Annotated in this window: 18 protein-coding genes and 1 pseudogene; 15 read left to right on the top strand and 4 right to left on the bottom strand. The window is 35.9% G+C overall.

Annotation, left to right across the window (positions count from 1 at the left end; translation table 11 throughout):
* The first annotated feature begins 125 nt into the window (after positions 1-125).
* Complete coding sequence (locus tag BUE24_RS22900; protein ID WP_073321892.1) at positions 126-1184, top strand: CPBP family glutamic-type intramembrane protease; 1059 nt, start codon at positions 126-128, stop codon at positions 1182-1184.
* Here BUE24_RS22900 and BUE24_RS22895 read toward each other — a convergent pair.
* Positions 1181-1654 (bottom strand): nuclear transport factor 2 family protein, encoded by a 474-nt coding sequence (locus BUE24_RS22895; RefSeq protein WP_073321889.1) that lies wholly within the window; start codon positions 1652-1654, stop codon positions 1181-1183. The two genes, BUE24_RS22900 and BUE24_RS22895, sit on opposite strands and share 4 nt — an antisense overlap.
* 132 nt (positions 1655-1786) lie before the next feature.
* Here BUE24_RS22895 and panB point away from each other — a divergent pair, with 132 nt between their 5' ends.
* From panB to BUE24_RS22880, 3 genes are read left to right on the top strand one after another with little or no spacing between them, the layout of a single operon-like run.
* On the top strand, positions 1787-2605 hold the full coding sequence (panB, locus tag BUE24_RS22890) for a 3-methyl-2-oxobutanoate hydroxymethyltransferase (protein ID WP_073321886.1): 819 nt from the start codon (positions 1787-1789) through the stop codon (positions 2603-2605).
* Positions 2606-2616: 11 nt separating this feature from the next.
* Positions 2617-3273 (top strand): hypothetical protein, encoded by a 657-nt coding sequence (locus BUE24_RS22885; RefSeq protein ID WP_073321883.1) that lies wholly within the window; start codon positions 2617-2619, stop codon positions 3271-3273.
* Between the two features lie 20 nt (positions 3274-3293).
* Complete coding sequence (locus BUE24_RS22880) at positions 3294-3992, top strand: RluA family pseudouridine synthase (protein ID WP_073321880.1); 699 nt, start codon at positions 3294-3296, stop codon at positions 3990-3992.
* Positions 3993-4004: 12 nt separating this feature from the next.
* Here BUE24_RS22880 and BUE24_RS22875 read toward each other — a convergent pair whose 3' ends face one another.
* The 3 genes from BUE24_RS22875 to BUE24_RS22865 all read right to left on the bottom strand — a co-directional run bounded on the left by BUE24_RS22875 (position 4005) and on the right by BUE24_RS22865 (position 8732).
* Positions 4005-4865 carry a DMT family transporter gene (locus BUE24_RS22875; RefSeq protein ID WP_244548197.1) on the bottom strand — a complete coding sequence of 287 codons (861 nt, stop codon included), beginning with the start codon at positions 4863-4865 and terminating at the stop codon, positions 4005-4007.
* 9 nt (positions 4866-4874) lie between these two features.
* Positions 4875-7061, bottom strand: coding sequence for a T9SS type B sorting domain-containing protein (locus tag BUE24_RS22870; protein ID WP_073321873.1), 2187 nt, complete (start codon positions 7059-7061; stop codon positions 4875-4877).
* A gap of 126 nt (positions 7062-7187) precedes the next feature.
* Positions 7188-8732, bottom strand: coding sequence for a hypothetical protein (locus BUE24_RS22865; protein WP_073321870.1), 1545 nt, complete (start codon positions 8730-8732; stop codon positions 7188-7190).
* Between the two features lie 209 nt (positions 8733-8941).
* Here BUE24_RS22865 and BUE24_RS22860 point away from each other — a divergent pair, with 209 nt between their 5' ends.
* The 11 genes and pseudogenes from BUE24_RS22860 to BUE24_RS22810 all read left to right on the top strand — a co-directional run.
* Complete coding sequence (locus tag BUE24_RS22860; protein ID WP_073321867.1) at positions 8942-10114, top strand: 2-isopropylmalate synthase; 1173 nt, start codon at positions 8942-8944, stop codon at positions 10112-10114.
* A gap of 10 nt (positions 10115-10124) precedes the next feature.
* Complete coding sequence (gene leuC, locus BUE24_RS22855; RefSeq protein ID WP_073321864.1) at positions 10125-11507, top strand: 3-isopropylmalate dehydratase large subunit; 1383 nt, start codon at positions 10125-10127, stop codon at positions 11505-11507.
* Position 11508: 1 nt separating this feature from the next.
* Positions 11509-12102, top strand: coding sequence for a 3-isopropylmalate dehydratase small subunit (gene leuD, locus BUE24_RS22850; protein ID WP_073321861.1), 594 nt, complete (start codon positions 11509-11511; stop codon positions 12100-12102).
* 41 nt (positions 12103-12143) lie between these two features.
* Positions 12144-13259 carry a 3-isopropylmalate dehydrogenase gene (gene leuB, locus BUE24_RS22845; protein ID WP_073321858.1) on the top strand — a complete coding sequence of 372 codons (1116 nt, stop codon included), beginning with the start codon at positions 12144-12146 and terminating at the stop codon, positions 13257-13259.
* 246 nt (positions 13260-13505) lie between these two features.
* Positions 13506-14774: a tail fiber protein gene (locus tag BUE24_RS22840; protein WP_073321855.1), complete on the top strand. Its 1269-nt coding sequence runs from the start codon at positions 13506-13508 to the stop codon at positions 14772-14774.
* Between the two features lie 31 nt (positions 14775-14805).
* The gene (locus BUE24_RS22835) at positions 14806-15972 is read left to right on the top strand and encodes a tail fiber protein (protein WP_073321852.1); all 1167 of its coding nucleotides are present in this window, start codon (positions 14806-14808) and stop codon (positions 15970-15972) included.
* Between the two features lies 1 nt (position 15973).
* On the top strand, positions 15974-17209 hold the full coding sequence (locus BUE24_RS22830; RefSeq protein ID WP_073321849.1) for a tail fiber protein: 1236 nt from the start codon (positions 15974-15976) through the stop codon (positions 17207-17209).
* Positions 17210-17231: 22 nt separating this feature from the next.
* Positions 17232-17765 (top strand): OmpH/Skp family outer membrane protein, encoded by a 534-nt coding sequence (locus BUE24_RS22825; RefSeq protein WP_073321846.1) that lies wholly within the window; start codon positions 17232-17234, stop codon positions 17763-17765.
* Positions 17765-18370, top strand: a complete 606-nt coding sequence (locus tag BUE24_RS22820; protein WP_073321843.1) for a hypothetical protein — start codon at positions 17765-17767, stop codon at positions 18368-18370. Before BUE24_RS22825 ends, BUE24_RS22820 begins: the two co-directional genes overlap by 1 nt.
* 137 nt (positions 18371-18507) lie before the next feature.
* Complete coding sequence (locus BUE24_RS22815) at positions 18508-24090, top strand: hypothetical protein (protein ID WP_073321840.1); 5583 nt, start codon at positions 18508-18510, stop codon at positions 24088-24090.
* A gap of 20 nt (positions 24091-24110) precedes the next feature.
* Positions 24111-24865 (top strand): annotated as a pseudogene (locus BUE24_RS22810) (hypothetical protein); the annotation flags it as partial.

Genomic DNA, 24865 nt, shown 5'->3' with positions numbered 1-24865 from the left:
ATTTTAACGTATTTCTTGCTCTGGTTTTGTATATTCTAAGTTTAAAGACCTAAATTAGAAGAAATTATACAAACCAAAAAAGAGATAACAATAGTAAAACTTCGTTTAAACTATTGCTGACACTTATGAAAAAACCAGCCCCAAAAACCAGCCCCAAAAACACCAAACCTAAAAAAGTAACTCCTGAAAAAACAACTGTTAAAAAGTTAACTTCCAAAAAGACAAATCCTAAAAAAGCAACTCTTGAAAAAACAGCAGTTAAAAAAGCTACTCCTGAGAAATCAACTGCTAAAAACGTAGCTCCCGAAAAGGCAACCACTAAAAAGGTAACTCCTAAAAAAACAACTTTTAAAAAGTCTGTTCCTGAAAAAACATCTGCTAAAAAGATTGATCCTAAAAAAACAACCGCCAAAAAGGCAATTCCCGAAAAGACAACTGCAAAAAAGGTAGTTCCTAAAAAGACGAAAACAAGAACAACAACTAGAAAATCCGCTCAAAAAGAGTTAAATCCATCCAATAAAGCCCTTGGACTTAAAGTCAAACAACTTATTCTTTATAGCATTGTATTATTTGTTTTCACCATGTCTTGGGTGATTTTTCAAAAGATATTGAATGAGAATGTAGCAAGTATTGATTTCACGATCTATGAAAGCAAACAACAACAAAATGCTTTTCAAAAAAATCCGATCGAACTGTTTTTCTCTCTTGTACTAGTTATGCCTATTCTTGAAGAACTAGTATTCCGAACACTTATCAAACCCAATAAATCTGATCTACTATTGTTTCCATGTGGAGTTATTGGACTAGCATTGGTTCTAACATTGGGTTCGCAATTTACCTGGTATTACACGTATGCAGGAATTGGGATTTTGATGATTGGCCTATTCTTGCTATTAAAATCAAAACTGTTTGAAAAGAAGTTCTTATTACAAACCTCCAAATTTCTTCAAAAAAAGGGCATTATGATCACATTACTTATTGTCTCTTCCCTTTTATTTGGGGTATCGCATGCTTTGAATTACGGAACACTTTCAGAGATCAATTTGGTCATCCTCTTACTCACTATACCTCGTATATTTTCGGGCTCTATCTATGGAATCTTTAAGATAAAAAACGGTATTACATGGTCTATCGGCTTACATGCTCTAAGAAATCTAATCCCTTTTCTTATTAGCATCATCTAGTTGCACCCCTCTCGCTTTCTGGTATCGGCAATAGCAATAATGCGCCACGAGGAGCCATCGTGATATAGTTGAAAGACATTGACCCCACAATGACTAAAATTATCATTTAGATAAAATTCATAAGGTGTCCAGGCATTAGCAATACTACCATCAGCTTCAATGGTAAAAGAAAGTAAACGTTCATCCCATTTTTGCTCTGCAGGTCTGTTTTGAATAGCACCCAAAAATTTATCGATATCGGTTTGAGCAATCCTAATTTTTCCTACTTTATTCTTTACTACGGTTTTTAAAACCATTTGAGGATCTATGGTTTTCTTCATTTTTGCGGTATCACCTTTATGAAATCCATCAAAAAACTCTAAGATGGTTGCCTTTACCTCTTCTTTATAATCTTTAGCTTTTTTATCTTGTGCAAAGGACTGAATACTAATGAGTAAAACTGTAATAATACAAACCGTGAATTTATTCATAATGATCATTTTTTGATTCTCGTAAATGTAAGCTTTTATTCGTAGTCGGGTAAAAGATTAAGGCAGTCTTAACAAGACATTTGCCGCGATATCCCTAAATGATTACTTTTGCAGCACTAAACACACATAAATATGTCCACAGCAAAGAAAGATTATAAGAGAGTTACCGTAAAATCTCTTGTTGAGATGAAATCCAACCACGAAAAAATATCTATGCTTACCGCGTATGATTATACCATGGCCAAAATTGTTGATGGTGCCGGTGTAGATGTTATTCTAGTTGGAGACTCTGCATCTAATGTAATGGCAGGTCATGAGACGACACTTCCTATTACCTTGGATCAAATGATCTATCACGCTTCTTCGGTAATAAGAGCAATTACCAGAGCATTAATTGTTGTTGACATTCCTTTTGGTAGTTATCAAAGTGATCCAAAAGAAGCTTTACGATCTGCTATCAGAATTATGAAAGAGTCCGGAGCGCATGCAGTAAAAATGGAAGGTGGTAAAGAAGTAAAAGAATCTATCAAAAGAACATTGAATGCCGGAATTCCTGTAATGGGACATCTTGGATTGACTCCACAGTCTATCTACAAATTTGGGACCTACACGGTAAGAGCCAAAGAGGAAGAAGAAGCTAAAAAATTGAAAGAGGACGCCCTTATGCTTGAGAAAGTAGGTTGTTTTGCCGTTGTACTTGAAAAAGTTCCTGCAAAACTAGCTAAAGAAGTGGCAGAAAGTATCAGTATTCCTGTAATCGGGATTGGGGCCGGAAATGGTGTCGATGGTCAGGTACTGGTAACTCACGATATGTTAGGTATGACTCACGAGTTTAATCCTCGTTTTTTACGTCGTTATTTGGATATGTACACCGAGATGACCAATGCATTCAAACAATATGTGAGTGATGTAAAATCAGTGGATTTCCCTAACGAGAATGAGCAATACTAGTATTCGAAAAGATGACTCAGTATTCAAGTTTTAGTGACTCAGAATTAATTGAAGTTCTTCAACTATTAGATTCTCTATCTCATGTTGCCAAAGAACAGCTCTTAAAAGAAATACAGTCTAGAAAGAATCAGGAAATCCGTTCCTTCATTTCTGATTTATCAAAAATCATTTCCGAAGAGAAAGAAAATATTCAAAGCCTAACCTATATTAAAAACTTAGGCTTTGATGTTACATCTATTGATCAAAGTAATTATACCATAACGCGCTCAGGAAGGGCTATTTTAATTGACGTTATTGCGATTGTATTAGGAACCATATTATCGGTATTAGGAATTTTCGGTGTTATTTTTTTACTGAGTTTTTCATCTCCTATCAACGGAATTGTACTTTCAGTTTTTGGATATATTGGGATCAAAATGCTTATCAATGGTATCAACCGGATATTTGATTATTTTGGATTCATGCTACAAATCGAGAATAAAAATTTTACGTTCAAAAGAAAGTTTGATCTACCCTCTGGAGAACTAAAAGATAAAATCCAATCTTTAAAAATTAGCAAAAGTGAGGATCAAATCAGTTTGGTATACAAGGATACTGAAATTATAAAAGTGGGTGCCCCAAATGCTATTAATAGTAGTACACTCGAAGCCATTATATCGTTAAATTAATTACATTTCAATAGAAAATTTTGTCTAAAACGATCTCTACAAAGAACAACCTTCAGGTCTTATATGAAGACAACCATATTATAGCTATCAATAAACGGCCAGGTGACATCGTACAAGGAGATAAAACAGGTGATAAATCATTAAGTGAAGTTGTAAAAGAGTACATCGCTGAAAAATATAATAAACCTGGTAATGTGTATCTAGGGGTAGTGCATCGTTTGGATAGACCTACTAGTGGCATTGTTGTTTTTGCTAGAACCAGTAAAGCCCTTCCTAGATTAAATAAACTGTTTGCCAACAAAGAAGCGCAAAAAACATATTGGGCAGTGGTAAAAAATAAACCACCCAAAGACAGTGAAATGCTAATACATTGGCTAAAGCGTAATCCGAAGCAAAATAAATCCTATGCTCATATCAAAGAGGTTCCTGAAAGCAAAAAGGCTATTTTGGAATATCATGTACTAAAAGCGTTGGATAATTATTATCTCTTAGAAGTGCTCTTGCATACAGGAAGACACCATCAAATTAGATCTCAGTTATCTTTTATTGGATCTGTAATCAAAGGAGATTTAAAGTATGGAGCTGATAGAAGTAATAAAGATGGCAGTATACATCTGCATGCTAGAAAACTTACTTTCGTACATCCTGTAAAAAAAGAACCGTTAACTATTATCGCCCCTCCCCCTTCAGATCCTATTTGGGATCATTGTGTTGTGTAAACATCTACACTATTACTTGTAAGTCCTAACACTTTCTATCACCACGGAGGTTAAAATCAAAAGCCCACCAATAATAGTGGATAACACGGGTATTTCCTTTAAAAAAATCATACCAATAATGATTCCATACACCGGTTGTACACTACTGATGATACTCGCCGTAGTGATTGAGAACCGTTTGAAACTCCCCAAAAACAGGGTATGTCCGATTGCTGTGGTTAACAATGCCAAAGTTAAGGTAGGCAGCCATTGTTCTTTGATTCCTGAACTATCCATTAAGAAAAGGAAAGGAGACAACGCAATACTCACCACTACCAACTGGTACCACATTAACATAGATCCATTATAACTCCCTACTTTGGTTTTCATAATCAGGTTACGCAACGAATAGCACAATGCGGATAACACCCCAAAGAATACCGCTTTGGTATATGAATTTTCAAAATTAAGATCGGGAACTAAAAAATAAATTCCCAACAAGACCAAAAGTGCTAATAGAAGATGTATTTTTTGAAATTTGGTTTTTAACAATACAGGTTCCAAAAGTGCCGTGATCACTGGATAAGTAAAGATGGACAACATTCCTACCGCTACATTCGAAAGTTTAAGTGCATAGAAGTAGGTTACCCAATGCAACCCCATCAATACACCACTCAATATAATCGTTGGACGGTCTTTGCTAGAAGTACTTAGTGAGATTCCTTTCCATTTACAAAAAACAAAAAGTAAAATGCCTGCGAGTATGGCTCTAAAACCAATAATTATGGGAACAGGCATCTCTATATACCGACCCAAAGCTCCCGAAGTACTAATCAAAAGCATCGCAAGATTGAGCTCTAATATATTTTTGAAGTGTTGATTATTCTGTGACAAATTTTATAATTATCTTAATAATGTAAAACTAGATTTAAATTCTTTAAAGACACCTTGTTCTGTATATAATACTTTAAACCAGTATTCACTAGATGGTAACTGACGCCCCTGAGACGTTCCATCCCAATTGCTTTGAGATCCAAGAGTTTTTAAAAGTCGCCCAAACCTATCAAAAATCAAAACCTGGTTAATGGTAACATTCCGCGTACTTTCTATATTCCACAAATCATGAAAACCATCTCCGTTAGGAGTAAAATATTCAGGATATCCAGATGTTACATTAATAATTGCTGATTCTTCCCCGCATCTTTCTATATCTCTTACCGTAATTGTATGTTCTCCAATAGTAACACCATTAAAAATGGAGGACGTTTGCCAGTCACTATCATCAATCTGAAATTCATAATTTCCATTTCCTTCTACAAAAGCTTCGACAGTAACATTATTAGAAAATGCTCCAGATATTGCCTCTGCCCTAACTCCCTCGGGCGGATATGAATCTTCAACATTAATACTTTTGAAAATAGAACATCCATTAATTATATGGGTAACTTCTACACTATATAGGCCAGAGGCTTCAGGTATAAAAGTAGCGTTGGTTTCCCCTGCAATTTCATTACCAGATACAGGTTGGTTTCCTAGATACCACTGAAAAGTATATTGAGCAGGATCAAGGTTTACCTCTATATCTTGGGGAAATATATTGATAAGGCTTCCATCAGCATTTAGACATCTAATATATCGTTCTTCCAAAATTATCGGTTCGACAGGAATACTTTCAATTGTAAAGGAGGTTACCTTGTAGCACGTTTGTGTGGACTCCGCGATTCTTAGCCAAATTGTTTGTATTGCCGAAGTGTTCATAAAGCTACTGGGGTTAGTAATGGTATTGGTTGAACTTACCCCTGTGTAGTTTTCTGCATCTTCTTGAGTAAGGTGGTACGAAACTTCATAAATTGCAGCATCTTGGCCTCCTAGTACTAAAGCAGTATTCGCGGTCAGGTCAAATAAAGAAATACCATCATTATCCAGATCACAAGAGTTAAGATCATTGGGTAAACTAGTAATCACCGGTGGGGTTGCAAATTCAATTTCTACGGAATCTGAAGATGAACAAAGACCAGAAACATCAATATCAACGCTGTACAATCCATCTTGAGTCACTTCAAGCCTTGCTCCTCCATCTAATATTGTGGTTCCATCTCCTGGTCCGACTGGAGTTCCGTCTTTGAACCAAAAATAGCTTGAACTGCTACCAACTGTTGCATTAAGTATTATAGGAGTACCCTCACATCCTGGATTACCATTAGCAATAGTTCTATCTTCACCTAGATCTCCGCCAATGTTAAAGCTTCCTGCTGCCAAAAAAACAGCAGAATCTAATCCTGGATCTAAATTATCCGCTATAACCATTTTTATGGTATATCGTTCATTGGGAATCACACTCCCTGAAGCTTTTAATACTTTTGTATATCCATTAAAATCGATTGGCGCATCTGTACCCGGGGTAATTACTCGACCAAAAAATTCTTGGTTTCTAGGCGGACACTCGTTCTGGTCGTCGATTACATCTTCAAAGTCTCCATCATTGTTTAGGTCTACACCAGCATTTACCGTAGTAACTTTGATTGCAGTTGGTGGATTCGTTCCTGGAACAACTGCCAAATTTCTAGAATTACCGGAAGAGTCTGTAAGAATAAAAGCAAAAACATCAGAAAAAATGCAAGGAAATACACCAACGTATTCTTCTGAAGCAAATAGAAAATCAAAAGTGATAAAATCAATACTCGGAATAAAATCAAATTGAATGAAGGTAGCGTTAAACAATGGACTCGTATTAGTGATTCGGCCCAAGTCATTATCTCCTCTCCAGGTTTCACCTCCTTCACTTAAAGGTTCTATTCCGTTTGGCCCCATTGCGCTTACCGCGTTACCCGTACTCAAAACAATACCCCTTTCAATTTGAAAGCCTGAACCGTTAGCTTCGAAGTAACCAATTCCGTTAACTCCTACCGAAGTTCCCGTGGATGATATTATATTTTCTACTCTTGCACATGGACTATCAATCAAAACGTCTTCGATAAGTTGTTGATCACTAAAAGAACTATCGTCAACCCTTATCTGTGCTGTTATAGAACCCAAAGAGGGTATGAAAATAAAAGGTAATATTTTTACCAGCACATATCTGTATTTCATATTCTGCAGCTACAAATATTTTGATTCATTAGTTTATTTGATGAGTTTATTTATTGATGCGGCTAAAATAACCTAATCCTTACTAATATCATTAATTATTGACTAACATATATCATATCTATACTATCACCGGACAAGACCTTTGGCTTTCTCTTTGATAATGTCTGCTACTGGTCTTCCTTCAATATTACTTTCTAACCAAGACAATATATCTAAGTAGAGGAATGCTCTTTTTTCATATGGATGATTCTCGTATTGCTTTAACCGTTTGTGAAGTTTTCTGAATTCATCTTTGATTTGATGCGGATAAATATCTCCTAAATTTCGTAAAAACTTGATCATTTCCTTTTGGACCTCATGCAAGTCATCCATTTTGATCAAGAAACGATATGTTTCTTTTAACTGGCTTTCCAAATGATAATCCATCCCTGCTTCATAATGTGCTACCAAGCTTAGAACTCTAGAGAAACACATTAAATCTTCTCTCATTTTTAAGGATCTGTTATTGATAATTTTGGCTAGATATTCTATGCATTTTTTATGTTGCCCCATACCAAAATATAGACAGCCTATTTTGTAGTAAAACACCATGATGTGATGATCGTCTAACCTATTCTTAAAACTTTCTACTCCTTCCAGAATTTCCTTGACCAGGTACTCCCCTTCTTCAAAGGAACCTTCTAAGAAATGAATATTAAGTTTGTTATTATATATAAATTGAAACGACAGCACTTCAATATTGTCATCACTAGGAAAACTGTCTTTTGCTATGGCTTCTTCAAACTGGGTCAGCATAGACTTCAATTGTGTCTTATCTTTTATGAGATATAAGGATTCTAATAAGTAATGATTGCCACGTAAGAAAAACACTGGATTTAATCCAATCATTTTGGGATGCTCATAAAACAAATCCACCCATTTCTTAGAGTATTTGTAGCAGGACAAAAAATCCTGAACAATAAAACTATACCAAAGATGTGCTTTATATAACCAAAGTTTTTCCCTAAAGCCCAACATACTCCATTCATACTTTGGTAATTTACCATGAAAATAATTGGTAATTACATTGTGCTCTTTATCATTACGAACATAACCACTTTTTAGCATCAAACCATACAACTGAAGAGAAAGATTAGATAATCGGCTGGTCAAGACATTTTTCATACTCAGCATCTTGGCCTCTACTGTTAGCTCATCTGCTCGGTTATTGATACTTCGGGTTATATATTGAGTTTCTATAATCTTTTCCAGCTCTACAATTTCATAGGCAATATTATGCTCCTCATTCTCTTTTGCCAACGCTTTCGCTTTATCAAGAATTTTCAAACTCTGTTTGTATAACCCTTTGTGATATAGTATCGAAGCAAAGTCCAATTGTTCTCTAATTTGAGATCGTATATTTTGATGAAGTGGACTTAATCTAAGGCTAATTAAAATCTGCTTATATAAATGTGCCTTGAGATTAGAAAGCTGTTGTTTTTTTACAATTCCTTTCTTCACAATCAAATCTTCATCAAGGGCATCACTTTTATCTAAATGATTAAATAAAGCCAAAAATTTTGAATCTGTATTGACTCCCAAACGCCCTACATACACTTTAAACTGTCGCTTTTCGGATTTGGAAAGTGACTTGATTAAAACAAACAAAGGATCTTTTTGATCATTAGTCATTGTAAGAAAATATATTGTAATTAATTGATTAAAAGAAAGTTAACTTTTTATTAAAACATTTTACCATTGTAAAACCATAATCCAAATACTTCCCTTTTGAATTCCCAAAATATAAATTCGTAAGAGATTAAAGAAACATCTTTTAAGAATATTTTAAAATGATGTTGTTTTTAAAACAAAGCACATAATTTATAATTCGCGCAATTCTTATGAGTAATAACAAAGTACAAATTTTCGATACTACCCTTCGAGATGGAGAACAGGTCCCTGGATGTAAGTTAAATACAAAACAAAAACTTATTATTGCAGAACAACTTGATTTACTCGGTGTAGATATTATCGAAGCCGGATTTCCAGTGTCTAGTCCTGGAGACTTTACTTCAGTCAATGAGATTGCAAAAGTAGTAAAGAACGCTACAGTATGTGGACTTACCCGAGCTGTAGAAAACGATATTAAAGTTGCAGCCGAAGCGCTTAAACATGCAGTAAGACCAAGAATTCATACCGGGATCGGAACCTCCGATTCTCATATTAAATACAAATTCAATTCTACACAAGAGAAAGTAATAGAAAGAGGTGTTGCGGCAGTAAAATATGCCAAATCATTTGTTGAAGATGTAGAATTTTATGCAGAAGATGCTGGTCGCACCGATAATGAGTTTTTAGCACGAGTTTGTGAAGCTATGATCAAAGCTGGTGCGACCGTTCTTAATATACCAGACACTACTGGTTATTGTTTGCCAGAAGAATATGGTGCCAAAATCAAATATTTAAAGGAAAATGTAAAAGGTATTGATAATGTGGTAATTTCTTGCCATTGTCATAATGACCTTGGGTTAGCAACTGCCAATTCGATTGCTGGAGCCATTAATGGAGCTAGACAAATCGAGTGTACTATTAATGGTATTGGAGAGCGTGCTGGGAATACCTCGTTAGAAGAAGTTGTTATGATCATGAAACAACACCCTTACCTGTCTTTAAACACCGATATCAACACAAAACTGTTGTATGAGAGCAGTCAAATGGTGTCTCATCATATGGGTATGGTAGTACAACCCAACAAAGCCATTGTTGGAGCCAATGCATTTGCACATAGTTCTGGAATTCATCAAGATGGTGTTATCAAAAACAGAGAGACTTACGAAATTATAGATCCAGCTGAAGTTGGAGTCACTGAATCAGCAATTGTTCTCACTGCCAGAAGTGGTAGAGCCGCTTTAGCGTATCGAGCCAAAAAAGTTGGATACGAATTAACTAAGCTCCAGCTGGATGATGTATATAAAGAGTTTCTAAACTTTGCTGACCATAAAAAAGAAGTATTGGATGATGACATCCATTTGATCATGAAAAATTCGAATATTGCTGCTGCCGCAGTTGTATAAAAAAATATTGATGAAAAAAACATTATTCGACAAAGTATGGGACGCCCATGTTGTCAAGGAAATTGAGAACGGACCTCAAATTTTATATATCGATAAACATCTAATTCATGAAGTTACCAGTCCACAAGCATTTTCAGAACTGGAACAACGTGAAATCCCAGTTTTTAGACCTAATCAGATTGTAGCTACTGCAGATCACAATACACCAACAGTAGATCAACATCTACCAGTCAAAGATGAATTATCCAGAAATCAATTGGCTCAACTTTCTAAAAATTGTGAGAAAAACAATATTACACTTTATGGCTTAGGACATAAGTACAATGGCATTGTGCATGTTATGGCTCCTGAACTTGGGATTACTCAACCGGGAATGACTATGGTATGTGGCGATAGTCATACCTCTACTCATGGTGCTTTTGGTACCATTGCTTTTGGTATAGGAACTAGCCAGGTAGCTCAAGTATTTGCTAGTCAGTGTTTGTTACTTCAAAAACCAAAAAGTTTACGAGTAAATGTAAACGGTACCTTGAAAGCAGGTGTGCTTCCCAAAGATGTGATTTTATATGTCATTTCAAAATTAGGGACCAACGCAGGTACTGGATATTTTTGTGAATATGCAGGTAATGTTTTCGAAGAAATGTCTATGGAAGGTCGTATGACCGTTTGCAATATGAGTATAGAAATGGGAGCTCGTGGTGGAATGATTGCACCAGATCAAACTACATTTGATTACATTCAAGGAAAAGAATTTGCTCCAAAAGGAGAAGAATTTGATAAAAAAGTAGCGTATTGGAAAACATTACCTACCGATCAAGGAGCTGTATTTGATAAAGAATATCATTTTGATGCTGCAGATATTGAGCCTATGGTGACTTACGGAACCAATCCAGGAATGGGAATCAAAATATCAGAAACTATCCCTGTGCAAGACAGTGCTTCTTTCGAAAAATCATTAAATTATATGAATTTTGAAAAAGGGCAATCTCTATTGGATCAAAAAGTGAACTATGTATTCATAGGAAGCTGCACAAACAGTAGAATTGAAGATTTTAGAGTAGCTGCCAGTTATATCAAAGGAAAACAAAAAGCAGATAATGTAACTGCCTGGTTTGTTCCTGGATCGCAACAAGTAGCACAACAAATTGTAGACGAAGGATTGAATGAGATTTTTGAGGATGCTGGTTTCAAACTTCGTCAACCCGGATGTTCGGCTTGTTTGGCTATGAATGATGATAAAATTCCGGAAGGAGAATATTGTGTATCTACTTCCAATAGAAATTTTGAAGGAAGACAAGGACAAGGAGCCAGAACTATTTTGGCTAGTCCGCTGGTAGCAGCAGCAACCGCGATTGAAGGAAAGATAATTGATATTACTAAACAATTGAATTAAGATGGATAAGTTTACCAAACTAACTTCGGCGGCTATCCCATTACCTATAGAAAATATAGATACGGATCAAATTATACCAGCCCGTTTTTTGAAAGCTACTAGTCGTGATGGATTTGGAGAAAATCTATTTAGAGACTGGCGTTTTCATAAAGATGGTAGTGCCAATACAGATTTTGTACTTAACAACCCTACATACAAAGGTAGTATCCTAGTAGCAGGAGACAATTTTGGCTGTGGTTCTAGTAGAGAACATGCAGCATGGGCCATTCATGATTATGGGATTAAAGTAGTAGTATCCAGTTTTTTTGCAGATATTTTTAAAGGAAATGCATTAAATAACGGAGTATTACCCGTTCAGGTCACTCCAGAGTTTTTGCAATCCTTATTGCAGACCATTGAAAAAAATCCTGAGACTCAAATTGAAGTAGATCTTAAAGCACAAAAAATCACAGAAATCAACTCAGGAAATTCTGCAAGCTTTGAGATTAACAGTTATAAAAAAACATGCCTGATGAATGGGTATGATGATATTGATTTTTTAATTAGTAATAAATCCGAAATAGAAGCTTTTGAAGCTGCAAGAGTATTAATTTAAAGGAATAGTACACCTGTCCAAAAGACAAAACAACAGAAAAGATGAAATTAGATATTGCTGTATTATCGGGAGATGGTATTGGACCAGAAGTAACAGCTCAAGCTATCAAAGCGCTTGAGGCGGTTGCACATAGTTTTGATCATACGTTTATATTCAAAGATGCTTTGGTGGGTGCCATTGCTATCGACAAAACTGGTAATCCCCTACCCGAGGAAACTTTACAATTATGTGTGGATACAGATGCCGTATTGTTTGGGGCCATTGGAGATCCAAAATACGACAATAACCCAAGTGCTCCTGTTCGCCCAGAGCAAGGATTATTAAAGCTAAGAAAAGAACTAGGTCTGTATGCTAATATCAGACCGGTAAAAGCATATGATACTTTAATCGATAAATCTCCCTTAAAACCTGAGATTATTACAGGTACAGATATTTCTATATACAGAGAGTTAACTGGAGGAATTTATTTCGGAAAAAAAGAACTAAATGACGAGGGTACCGTTGCCTCTGATTTGTGCGAATACTCAAAAGAAGAAATTGAGCGTATTACCCACCTGGCCTTTAAGGCTGCTCAAAAAAGAAGAAATAAATTGACTTTGGTGGACAAAGCCAATGTATTAGAATCGTCCAGGTTATGGAGAAAAGTAGTGACTGAAGTTGCCAAAACATATCCGGATGTAGCGCTAGACTTTTTGTTTGTTGATAATGCTGCTATGCAAATGATACTTAATCCAAGTCAATTTGATGTCATCCTTACCGAAAACATGTTTGGAGATATCATTTCTGACGAAGCCAGTGTAATTGGCGGTTCTATCGGTTTATTAGCCTCTGCTTCTGTCGGGGATACCTGTTGTATGTTTGAGCCTATCCATGGTTCTTATCCACAAGCTACAGGAAAAGGAATTGCAAATCCAATAGCTGCTATCTTATCAGCTGCTATGCTATTAGAACATTTTGATTTATTAGGTGAGGCCAATGCCATAAGAGATGCTGTAGAAAAAGCACTAGAGCTGAATTTGACCACACCTGATCTAAATAAGGTTAATCCACTTACTACTGAAAAAGTGGGTGATTTTATTGCCGATTACATCCTGAATCCGGAAGATTCGAACATCAATTTTGAAAATATTCATGTAGGACAATCTACGATTATCTAGTTTTTAGATACTAATTTCTGTTTGTAAAGAAGCAACTACTTAAGGTAGTTGCTTTTTTTATTTAATACCAATTCTAAGGAATAATCCCAAAGTAGAAATTGCTTATAAAGCACAGAATATCAAGCTTATAAAAAAACTTAAAAAAAACTAAAAATACTATAGTAACATTTTGATTACTAAAGACACTATCTATTAGATCCCTGTTTTAAAAACAAATCTCATTCAGCAACATCCAATTACAAATCAATGAAAAAAATATCATTCGCGGTCTTCATATTGTTTACGACCATTACTTCTGCTCAAAACACCTATCCAACAACTGGAAACGTTACTATAGGTTCTAATTTTGGAGCAAGTATATCCGGCACAATGGGGGGAAATGCTGTATTCGGCACAAATTTGGCATTACAGCAAGGAGGAACCAATCATAATAAATTATATACTCCTTTTTATCATTCAAATAATTATGGATATGCAGGAGTAAGAGCAAGTTGGAGCAGAATTTTATTTTATACTGAAAAAACAAATACTACAGCGGATCAAATTATAAATCCTAGTCCAAGAATGATCATTAATGAATTAGGGAATGTGGGTATTGGAACAGAAAACCCAAAACAAAAATTAGAACTAAAAGGTAAAATTTTTTTAAATTCTGGACCCGATGATGATGGAATTTACTGGGCAAGACATAATATGACAATGGGAACTATCCCTGGTAGTTATAATCACAATAATTTTAAACTAAAGCCAGGGGGTGCTTCGCAAGGTGTATTACAATCAGTTTTGCAAATGTACACCGCTAATTCAGAAAGTAGTCATACCGAAAAAATAAGGCTACATTCCTCAGGTAATTCTTTTCTTAATGGAGGAAACATTGGTATAGGAACTACTAATCCAGTGTCAAAACTACAGGTACATGGAGACTTTTATTTATACAGTAACGATGCATATGATTCTGGATGGGGCAAAACCAATTTTTACTGGAGACGTCATTCGTTGATCATGGGTACACCTGTTGGAGCTTATGCTCACAATAAAATTGAAATGAAACCAGGAGGTTCTTCACGTGGAGAATTAATATCCACATTAGAGTTATATCAGGCATTGGGAGAAAACAATCATGAAGAGAGAGTAAGAATAACTTCGAGCAAAACACATCCTACGTATTTTAATGCCGGAAATGTAGGTATTGGAACCAATACTCCGGATGCCAAACTTACCGTAAAAGGAAAAATCCACACCCAAGAGGTAAAAGTTGACTTGGCTGGAGCAGTAGCTCCAGATTATGTATTCTTGGACGATTATAATCTTAAAACCTTGGATGAAGTCTCTCAACACATCCAAGAAAAAGGACACTTACCTAATATTCCTTCTGCCAAACAAATGGAAAAGGAAGGAGTAAATCTTAAGGAAATGAATTTAAAACTGCTGGAGAAGATTGAAGAACTCACCCTCTATACGATTGCCCAAGAAAAACGAATACAGGCCCTCGAGAAAAAATTAGAAAACCAATAGAACATTTGATCACATTCAATCACACAAATCAATGAAAAAATATCTGACACTCCTCGGGTTTTTAGTATCCGTTGTTACCTATTCACAACAACAATATTCCGAACAAGAACCCACTGCCAATATGGAAGGTGGGATTTATTATCAAACCGGACCTGGAAGTAACAACTCTGTTTTGAATTGGGAATATCCCTATGGTACAAAACTTACCGTAAGTGGTTCTGCATGCTGTAGAAATTTCGAGCTACTTTCTACTTCTTACCCTTATGGTGAATTTAAATTAAGGCAATGGGATCCCACTGGTAATCAATGGACACAATGGCGATCCATTCTAATGGAAAATAAGGATGCTATTGTTGAAGTTGGTAACTTGATAGGTTTCAAAAGGGCTGATAATAAACTTGTTTACGGTATTGGTCACTCTAACAACGAATTCACTATTGGTCGTTTAGATAATATTGGCCCTACTGCAGGAACACCTTTGCATATTGCTACCGGTGGTTACGAAATACGCTTCTCTGTAGCAACTGAAGAACAAATGCGTATCAGTAGACAGGGTAATGTTGGAATAGGCACTACCACCCCCGCATACAAATTGGATGTAGCTAGTACGGTAAGAGTTGGAGATGACAACTGGGGAGGTTTAATCGTAAACGGAAAAGCTAAAAACGATTGGCTTTTTAATGCTCATAATGATGGAAATACTTTTGGCATACGTACGCAACGAGATAATGGCGAAGCCAGTTGGGCATATCAAGTAATGACATTTCAACGATCTACAGGAAATGTAGGAATTGGCACCACAGCACCGGACTCTAAACTCACCGTAAAAGGGAAAATACACACACAAGAAGTAAAAGTAGATTTAGCAGGAGCTTTAGCTCCAGATTATGTATTTCTAGAGGATTATGATCTAAGAACCCTAGACGAAGTCTCTCAACATATCCAAGAAAAAGGGCACTTACCCAATATTCCTTCTGCAAAGCAAATGGAAAAAGAAGGAATAAATCTTAAGGAAATGAATTTAAAATTGCTGGAGAAGATTGAGGAGCTTACCCTCTACACTATTGCTCAAGAAGAAAAAATAAAGGAACACGAGGAGCAAAACAATAATCTAAAAACTGAATTAAAATCAGAAAAACAAAGAATCAATTTATTAGAAGAAAAAATCGATCGCATCCTAAACCAATTACAAAACTGATATGAAAAGAGCATTATACCTAGCAATATTTCTAACCTCAATCCTGATACATGGACAAACTGAAATTAAAAAAACCGTAGTAGTGGATGGTCCAGGATGGAAACGTGTAGCACGGCTTGATGGCGCATACGGAAGAGGTTATAACGAGATCACTATACACACCGAAGGTGGTGCCACATCTCCCAGAGTAAGCAAAATCTCATGGATGAAAGGTTGGTCTGCCTATGGCGGGTTAAATATTTCATCTGTAAGTGATGCAGATCATTGGTCTGATGCACGAATTACCTATGATGATACAAAAGCGTATTTAGAAATCAATTTTAAAGTAGCCATTGCAGGGCTAAAGGTATATCTCAATCAATCTGCTTGGACAGGTGGGGATATATTTGACGGGACTTTACCTAATGGAGGAGGCTCAGTATTACTTAGTGCTCAATTTGGACGATTAAACTATGGTGAGAACGATTTGTTATTATTACATAATGGAAATTTAGGATTGGGAGCACCAAATCCAGCTGCCAGATTAGATATCCTTTCTACAAGTGGTCAAACCGAAAGTTTAACCCGCTATAGAATTGCCGATGCTCCCAATGATTATTTGCAAATTGCAAATTCTACGGGCTCACCTAATCAGTTTATACCTGTTATTAAAGGACATCATCAGTCCGACAACAGATACTCGATTCAATTTATGGGTACCACTTCTGAAGGGAATGACGTTGGTGGGAATGCTGTAGTAAATTTTGATGCTCGTAGAACCAATGGTCCGATTTCAAACCGACCATTATTCTTATGGACCAGCTATACCACAAAGATGATGACCATGACCGCCAATGGGAACTTAGGAATTGGTACTACTACTCCGGATTCAAAACTCACCGTCAAAGGAAAAATCCATACACAAGAGGTGAAAGTTGATCTTGCCGGAGCCGTAGCTCCCGATTATGTATTCCTAGAAGATTATAATCTAAAAACATTAGAAGAAGTTTCTCTTCATATTCAAGAAAAAGGACACTTACCTAATATTCCTTCTGCAAAGCAGATGGAAAAAGAAGGTGTGAATCTTAAGGAAATGAATTTGAAATTGCTGGAAAAGATTGAAGAGCTTACACTCTACACCATAGAGCAGGACAAAAAACTAAAAGAACAAAAAATAATTAATGAGCACTTATTGAATTCAAACAATGAATTAGAAAAGCGCTTGATCAAATTAGAACAGTTAATCATAAAAAAATAATTGAAACAAAAAAGAGTACGAAATGAATAAACTAGCCTTACCCATAGCCATCTTGGCATTAATAGCCACTGTTGGATCTTTTTTCTATCTGCAATCTTCATCAGAATTGGTTTACGTAGATGTAAATAAGCTATTAGATGGATACAAAAGAACCAAAATTGTTAAATCAGAGTTTGACGAAAAAGCAAAAACAATGAAAGCTAATGTAGATAGCTTGATTACAGGGTGGCAGGATGAATTAAAAACCTACGAAAAAGAACGTAGTTCAATGAGTAAAAAGGAGATAGAACTGAAACAGGAATTATTGGCCAATAAGCAACAACAAATCAATAATTATCAACAAGCAGTACAAAAACAATTGATGGAGGAAGATAAAAAAGTAACTCAAACTGTAATCAATGACATCAATGACTTTGTTAAAGAATATGGAAAGACCAAGGGATACAAAGTGATCTTTGGAGCAACTGGAAATGGTACAATAATGTATGGTGAAACATCTGCTGATCTAACAGAGGATGTATTGAAAGAGTTGAACGCAGAATTTGAAGGAAAGTAATGTTCAAAGTAAAAGTTTTTATTGTAATACTCACGTTATTTTTTATTGCTTGTAATAAAAAGTCTTTTGAATCATCAGAAGAACTATTAGAATACCTTCAACAACCCGAAAATGGTTATTTATATTCCAAAACGATAAATGATGTTGATTTTTCAATTCTATACAAACCAACTGATTTACTAGTTGATCAAACTTTATCCCGAGTAGTTACAAAATCCAAGGTAGACAGTTTACGTACGAAATACAATGAATATCTGTATTTCTCATTATCGATGTCCAAAAACAATCAGGAGTTATTGAGCAATGTAGTGGGTAATAAACAACGATTTGGTGCTATGGTCAATGAATTAGCATTTGGAATGGAACAGAAAGTACATTTATATACAAAACAGAAGGATACTATCGCCATGGCCGATTATATCTATCCAAGAGTATATGGTATGAGTGGGGCCACAACAATTTTATTTGTTTATCCAAGAGATGAAAGGTTAACAAATACAGAAGTAATGACACTTACTATTGAAGATCTAGGATTTTATACCGGTGAAGTGAAATTTAAAATTCCAACAAAAATTATCAATAATGAACCGGGAATTAAATTCTAGTTTTTCAATTCCCTTTTATTCAGTTGTAGGAAACTGTATATAAAAATTAATAATAAATCTAAGAGTCGACCACCAAAGAGTAAGTATAAAACCAAAATCAGCTACTCCGGGTGTAATATTAAAACAAAAGTAGTTTTATGAAAACCAAAAACGAATCCAACTCGATTTACAAATGTTTGATGATAAGCTTGATAAGTTTATTTATTTTAACATCTAACAGCACTTTCGCCCAAGGGCCAAATGCCCCAGAAGCAGGTGCTTTTGAACCAGTAGATGCCACTGATATGGTAAGTTTACTTACTGGAGACTTTACTTATGTCTTACCTCTTCTTACGGTTCCAAGTCCAGAAGGAGGATATCCATTGGCATTGTCCTACCATGCTGGAATTGCTATGGATCAAGAAGCATCATGGGTTGGATTAGGTTGGTCTGTGAATCCAGGAGCCATTAATCGTGGAGTTAATGGATATCCAGATGACTGGAAAAATGGAATGCTACAAGAAAGTTTTTATGACGTTGGAGGATCTGATGTTTCAACATCTGTTGGCGTTTCTTATACTTCTATTGCTGGTGCCTGGAGTGTTGGAGTCGGTATTTCTCATAATTCAAACAAAGGTTTTGGTGGGTACGTAAGTGCTGGTTATGGAATTCCAGGAACACCACTATTTGCAGGTGCTACGGTTGGAGTAAGTCCTGGAGGTCAGTTTTATGGTTCTGGTAGCATTGGGTATACCTTTCCCGCAGGAGGCTCAATAGGTCTAAACATTGGAAGCCAAGGAATTGGAATTAACGGGGGTTACAACTGGGGAGAAGGTGAAGATGGTAACTTCAACAGTGGCTTTAATATAGGACTAAACATGAGTTATGAAGGAGAATCTTCGTTGTCTATTTCTTATGCAGAAGGAGAAAAAGGAAAGAAAAATAGCATCGGATTATCATTATCATCAAGAGGACTTTCTGTTTCCGGAGGTGTTGGGGGAGTTGGAATGGGTACGCAAATATCTTTTGCCAACTCAATTTCAATGAATGATTATAATGTTGACACAGATTCTGATTTCTTTGCTTTAGCCATTCCTACACCGATAGGTTCTTTTAACCTAGGATATAGCAAACAAAAGGTAAAATGGTATTTAAATTCACACAAAACCAGTAATGTAAGCGGTGCTTTATACCTTGGAGACGCCATCAAATATGAATGTGAAGTAAAATCAAGATTCAACACTTATGTTGGACAAGGGACCGTATATACATCTGTTGTGTATGTAGATTCTCCTTCAGATTGTAATTGTAATGCATTGTCTAATAATCCTGTTAGCAATTTATTCACTTGCGTTAGCGCTACGTTAATATCATCAGATCCAACCAACGGAGGAAAATACTTTATGGACGTTAATGAAGTCGGAATTACTAGTGGAGCACGTGAATTAAACAAAAACAATGCGATGTTTCCTGCATTTGATTCATTCAACGTATCTGCACAGGGATTATCTGGATCTATGACTCCAAGAGTATCCCGAACAGGGGCTCTTTTGGGCTTACACAGGACATTTGCAAATTCAACAACTTTTGAATCGAACTACAATTTATCCAGATATTCTGGATTTCAAAACGGAGCAGGAGGATCTACAGATGTATATTTCTATTTCAACAATCAATATTCTTCTTCTTTACAAATAAACAAAGCTAGTTTCAATACTAATACCAATAGCAGTAATATCTATGATTATTATAATTCTGGTTCAGGAACTACTTGGAGTCCAAGAAAAAAAGATGGACGCTTTGTTCAGTATTACACTTTACAAGACATGGAAGATGGAACCGCAGAAAATGACGGGCTACTAATGCCCATAGGTTTCGAACCTGCTAATGCTCCAGATGGTGTTCCAATTCCAGAAAATTTAGCCTCTTTCTTAGGCAATGGTATAAAAACTAGTATTGGAGGATTCAAAATAGTTGCTCCAGATGGAAAAACTTACCATTACTCACTCCCAGTATATAACCTAAAAACAAGCACGAGAACTTTTGGTGTTATCCAAAACAAACCAGAGAGAGAATCTTATTTTGAAACTAATCAAGGGGCCTATGCAACGCATTGGCTATTAACGGCGATAACCGGGCCTGATTATTATAATGTTGCCTCAAATACCAGAAATTACCCAGACGAAGGAGATTATGGATATTGGGTTCGTTTCGACTATGGAAAATGGACTAATAATTCTGTATGGAAATCTCCATATGCTGAGGAATATGATGTTTCAGAAGATAACCCTAACATCAAAACGAAAACATATGGAAAAAAACAACTGTATTATCTGGATAGAATCAAAACTAGAACACATACAGCTGTATTTGTTAAAAACATACGATTTGACAATGTAAGTCCAGAATGGAAAAGACGCAACTTCCAGGCTCCGGGTGTCCAGCCAACCTCGTCATATTTTGATGAAGTTAGATACACTATACCAAAACAAAGACCTTTACGATTAGAAAAAATAATCTTGGTAAAAAACGAAGATGATCTTGTAAATAAAGCTCATGGTAGTTCATTGGCAAATACTGGCACCCTTTTCCCTCCGATTAGCGGTGATCCAATTCCAGATTACAACATTCAAGATAATGTTATAGACGTAAAAGATAATATAGCTGGGACTTTGGCCAAAGCAGTAAAAGTAATTGATTTTGGTTCTCATTATTCTTATAGTCTGGTAACAAATTCTCCAAATACTTCAAGCGGAAGATTGACTTTGAATGGAATATCTTTTCAAGGAAAAGGAGGAACTCAACTAGTCCCCCCTTATAAATTTGAATATTTAAACAATCGCAGCTTTAACTATGACATGAAAGATCTATGGGGATACTATGAAAATAATCCTGCCGTATGGTCTATGAACAAAATAACTACTCCAACCGGAGGAAGCATCAATATTAATTATGAGTCCGATGATTATGACATTGCAGTAGCGGAAACAGGTAGAGTTTTCAACAAACATTTAAAGTTTACCTTTTTTGCAAACCAACTTCCTCCTGTTAATGGTTCTTCTGGAAGAGCACAAATCAAAGTAGAAGTAGACGATCAAGATTCGGCAACAGAAAACTTCTTGTTATCTGATTATTTTGTGGCGAATCGAAAAGTTCATTTTGACCTATGGTACTCTGCCGCAAGATTACAAGGTTCATATCCTGCTCCTTTTACAGCTTGGTCCTCTATAGATGTTTTACCTCAGGAAGCCAATATCATATCTATCAATCAAGCAGACAACTCTATGATTGTTGAAGTTAATGCTAGTTACAAAGCATATGCTCCAAGTGTTTCACCTGCATTAGAGGTTGATCCAGTTTCTGTAGTTACTTCCACAAATGGTAATTGGCAAAACCAGAAAAAGCCTAGACCTTTGGTAGCTTCATTGAATTCATATTCTTTAATACATTCTATCATTTCTAACAAAACACCAGACGGTAAAAACGGAGGTGGATTAAGAGTAAAAGAGTTGAGTATTACCGATGGAACCAAAACCTACAAAACCAGATATTCATATAATAAACCTAATTCTAATCAAAATCAGTCTGATTCAAACTATGTTTCTTCTGGAGTTATTAGTTATTTACCATTCCCGGATAATTCTGATCAACCTATTGCGTATGGGTCTCAATTACCGGCTCCAACTCCAATGTATGAATATGTTACTGTAAATACTGGTTTTGATACAAATACGAATTCCTATTCAAATAGATCCGTATTTAAATTTAAAGTTTTAGATGAAAAGGATCCTAACAGCATTAAATTTGGAGAACTGTTTGAGATTTCAGAGCAAACTGTTCTAAATCAGTACAACAGTAATCAGAGTAAAAATGTAAATATCAAAAACTATGAATTAACCAATAATTTTGCTTGTTTAGGACAAATTCTGGAAATAGAACAGTTCAATGGTAAAAACCAACTTATTTCTAAGACTATTAATAATTATGCTTCTAATGGTGAAATTACACAAGGAGTAATTCAAGAGTCTTTCCAATCTTATAAAGAAGTAAATTATAAGAGTTCTGACGTAACGGATGAATGGTTGATCAATACTTCGACCAGAACAATTTATCCTTCTGTATTAAAAAGCACGACTACTATTATTGGCGGCCATAGTTCTACCACTAATTTTGACAAACATGATAACATTTCGGGTCAATTGTTAGAAACTACAACGGTAGACAGCCACGGAAACAGATTTAGGACCAAAACAACACCTGCTTACACTATTCCAGAATATTCTACAGGATTGTATAACATGGGTGCAGTGGTGAATGGAGCAACAAACAAAAACATGCTTACGCAAACAGCTGCTAATTTCACCTATCTTGATGTAAACGGTAACTGGAAACCTATATCAGCTACGATCAATACCTGGTCTAATCAGTGGAAAAATTTCTACATCTTGAATAACACCTATTCAGAACTCTTACCGAACCAAAAGGCTAGAATGTGGCGTAAACATAAAACTTATGTTTGGAATGGAGATATTAATCCCGATGGATCTTATCAAGGATTTAATGGTAACTATGATAATTTCAACTGGGAAATTGATGGTAATCAAACGAATTCTAAATGGATAAACACTTCAACTATAACAAGGTATGACAACTTTTCTATGCCTTTGGAAGTAAAAGATATCAACGATAGTTATGTTGCCACCAAAATGTGTGATCATAATACTAAAGTTTTAGCAGTAGGAAATTCCCGTCTTACCGAAATGTTTGCTTCTGGCTCAGAGTATTATGTTACTTATAATGCTGGGGTAAATGGGCTGTATGAGGGATCTGTACTGACTAATGCACAACAATCTACAGAAATGTTCCATACGGGTAAATACTCTTCTAAAACCCTTGCCGGCAAAGAAGGATTTAAAGTAGAATTATATGGGCCCCATAACTCAGAGAAATATAAAATTTCTGTATGGGCCAATAAAGCAAATTATACTAATGCTAAAGTCAATATTGGGGGTGGTAATATCTCATTTAACGGTGAAATTGTGACAGCTGGGAACTGGGTTCAATTGAATCATTATTTTGATGTTCCTGCCCAAGGAATAACCGTTTATGTTACATCAGCATCAGGAACCATCTATTTTGATGATTTTAGAATGCATCCAACTAATTCGAACCTTACAAGTTATGTGTATAATGACTGGGATGAATTAACACATATCATTGGAACAAATAATTTAGCAACACGATATGAATATGATCAAACAGGAAAATTAATACGAACTTTTGAAGAAATAATTGATGCTTCTCCATCTGTTACTGGTGGGTTTAAACTAATAAAGGAAATTGATTACAACTATAAAGGAGTAGCTATTTCAGATTCAAATGGAGATGGAATTGTTGACCCAATAGGAGATAACACACCTCAATTATATCTTAGTTTAGGTGTAGCAAATCACAATGTCACTACGACGACACTAACCGCATATACCAATGGTGGTAGTGGAGATTATGAATATCGTTGGGCAATCAGTAGCAGCTCTTCTAATCTAAACTATGGTTCATGGGGAACTTCGAATACCAGAAGCCTCACTACTTATTGTGATCCGTTAACTGGACGAAGATATTACAAGTGCCAAGTAAGAGATAAAGTTACTGGTCAAACTACAGAACGGTCGGGTAGTCATCAAAGAGGAAATTGTAACGGCGGCGGCGGTCCCATTGAAATACTAGATCAACAAAGATAATCCTATCAAAAGCTTAAAAAATGAAGAACATTCAAACATATACCTATTATCTGTTTTTTGCTTTACTTTTTATTGGTAAGGTTATATATGCACAACTTGGACCTGTGCCCATACTAGATGATCAATGTGTAGACGCACAACCAGGATCTCAGTGGTATTGGTACGATAACGACAGAGATGGTTGGGGTGGCCCTAATGGATCTTGTCGAACTTCTCCTGGTACAGGGTATGTACTAAGAGGAGGTGACTGTAATGACAACAACCCTAATATCAAGGGACCTTCTATTTGGTATTATGATGATGATAATGATGGGTTTGGTGCCGCTACAGGACCTACGATAAGAAGTTGCTCCAAACCTGCTAATTATGTAGATAACAATAAGGATTGTAATGATAACAATCCCAATATCAAAGATCCATCCAGATGGTATGCCGATATCGATGAAGATGGTGCTGGAAACCCTTCCGATTGGGTGCTCAGTTGTACTCAACCAGCAGGAAGAGTAGCCAATACCTCTGACTGTGATGATAACGATCCCGATATTCAACAAATCACATGGTATCGTGATGAAGATGGTGATGGGTTTGGAGAAAACACCTATACTCTTATCAGATGTACTAGACCTGGTGATAATTTCTATCCACAAAATACAGACCTATGTCCTGGGGTTAATGGACCTACCAATGGATGTCCTGCAAGTGGAAGTGATACTGCCGAACATTGGAATACGGTAAAAGTAACATCCTACGATATTACTGAAAATGAAATCGCTAA

This window comes from Aquimarina spongiae, from assembly GCF_900141785.1.
In the GTDB taxonomy this organism is placed as follows: Bacteria; Bacteroidota; Bacteroidia; order Flavobacteriales; family Flavobacteriaceae; genus Aquimarina; species Aquimarina spongiae.
The sequence above is the reverse complement of the archived record's forward strand: the minus strand, read 5'-3'. Positions and strand labels throughout refer to the sequence as shown.

Coding starts and splice junctions, on each gene's coding strand:
- BUE24_RS22900 (WP_073321892.1), top strand. CDS start 126: ATGAAAAAACCAGCCCCAAAAACCAGCCCCAAAAACACCAAACCTAAA.
- BUE24_RS22895 (WP_073321889.1), bottom strand. CDS start 1,654: ATGAATAAATTCACGGTTTGTATTATTACAGTTTTACTCATTAGTATT.
- panB (WP_073321886.1), top strand. CDS start 1,787: ATGTCCACAGCAAAGAAAGATTATAAGAGAGTTACCGTAAAATCTCTT.
- BUE24_RS22885 (WP_073321883.1), top strand. CDS start 2,617: ATGACTCAGTATTCAAGTTTTAGTGACTCAGAATTAATTGAAGTTCTT.
- BUE24_RS22870 (WP_073321873.1), bottom strand. CDS start 7,061: ATGAAATACAGATATGTGCTGGTAAAAATATTACCTTTTATTTTCATA.
- BUE24_RS22865 (WP_073321870.1), bottom strand. CDS start 8,732: ATGACTAATGATCAAAAAGATCCTTTGTTTGTTTTAATCAAGTCACTT.
- BUE24_RS22860 (WP_073321867.1), top strand. CDS start 8,942: ATGAGTAATAACAAAGTACAAATTTTCGATACTACCCTTCGAGATGGA.
- leuC (WP_073321864.1), top strand. CDS start 10,125: ATGAAAAAAACATTATTCGACAAAGTATGGGACGCCCATGTTGTCAAG.
- leuD (WP_073321861.1), top strand. CDS start 11,509: ATGGATAAGTTTACCAAACTAACTTCGGCGGCTATCCCATTACCTATA.
- leuB (WP_073321858.1), top strand. CDS start 12,144: ATGAAATTAGATATTGCTGTATTATCGGGAGATGGTATTGGACCAGAA.
- BUE24_RS22840 (WP_073321855.1), top strand. CDS start 13,506: ATGAAAAAAATATCATTCGCGGTCTTCATATTGTTTACGACCATTACT.
- BUE24_RS22835 (WP_073321852.1), top strand. CDS start 14,806: ATGAAAAAATATCTGACACTCCTCGGGTTTTTAGTATCCGTTGTTACC.
- BUE24_RS22830 (WP_073321849.1), top strand. CDS start 15,974: ATGAAAAGAGCATTATACCTAGCAATATTTCTAACCTCAATCCTGATA.
- BUE24_RS22825 (WP_073321846.1), top strand. CDS start 17,232: ATGAATAAACTAGCCTTACCCATAGCCATCTTGGCATTAATAGCCACT.
- BUE24_RS22820 (WP_073321843.1), top strand. CDS start 17,765: ATGTTCAAAGTAAAAGTTTTTATTGTAATACTCACGTTATTTTTTATT.
- BUE24_RS22815 (WP_073321840.1), top strand. CDS start 18,508: ATGAAAACCAAAAACGAATCCAACTCGATTTACAAATGTTTGATGATA.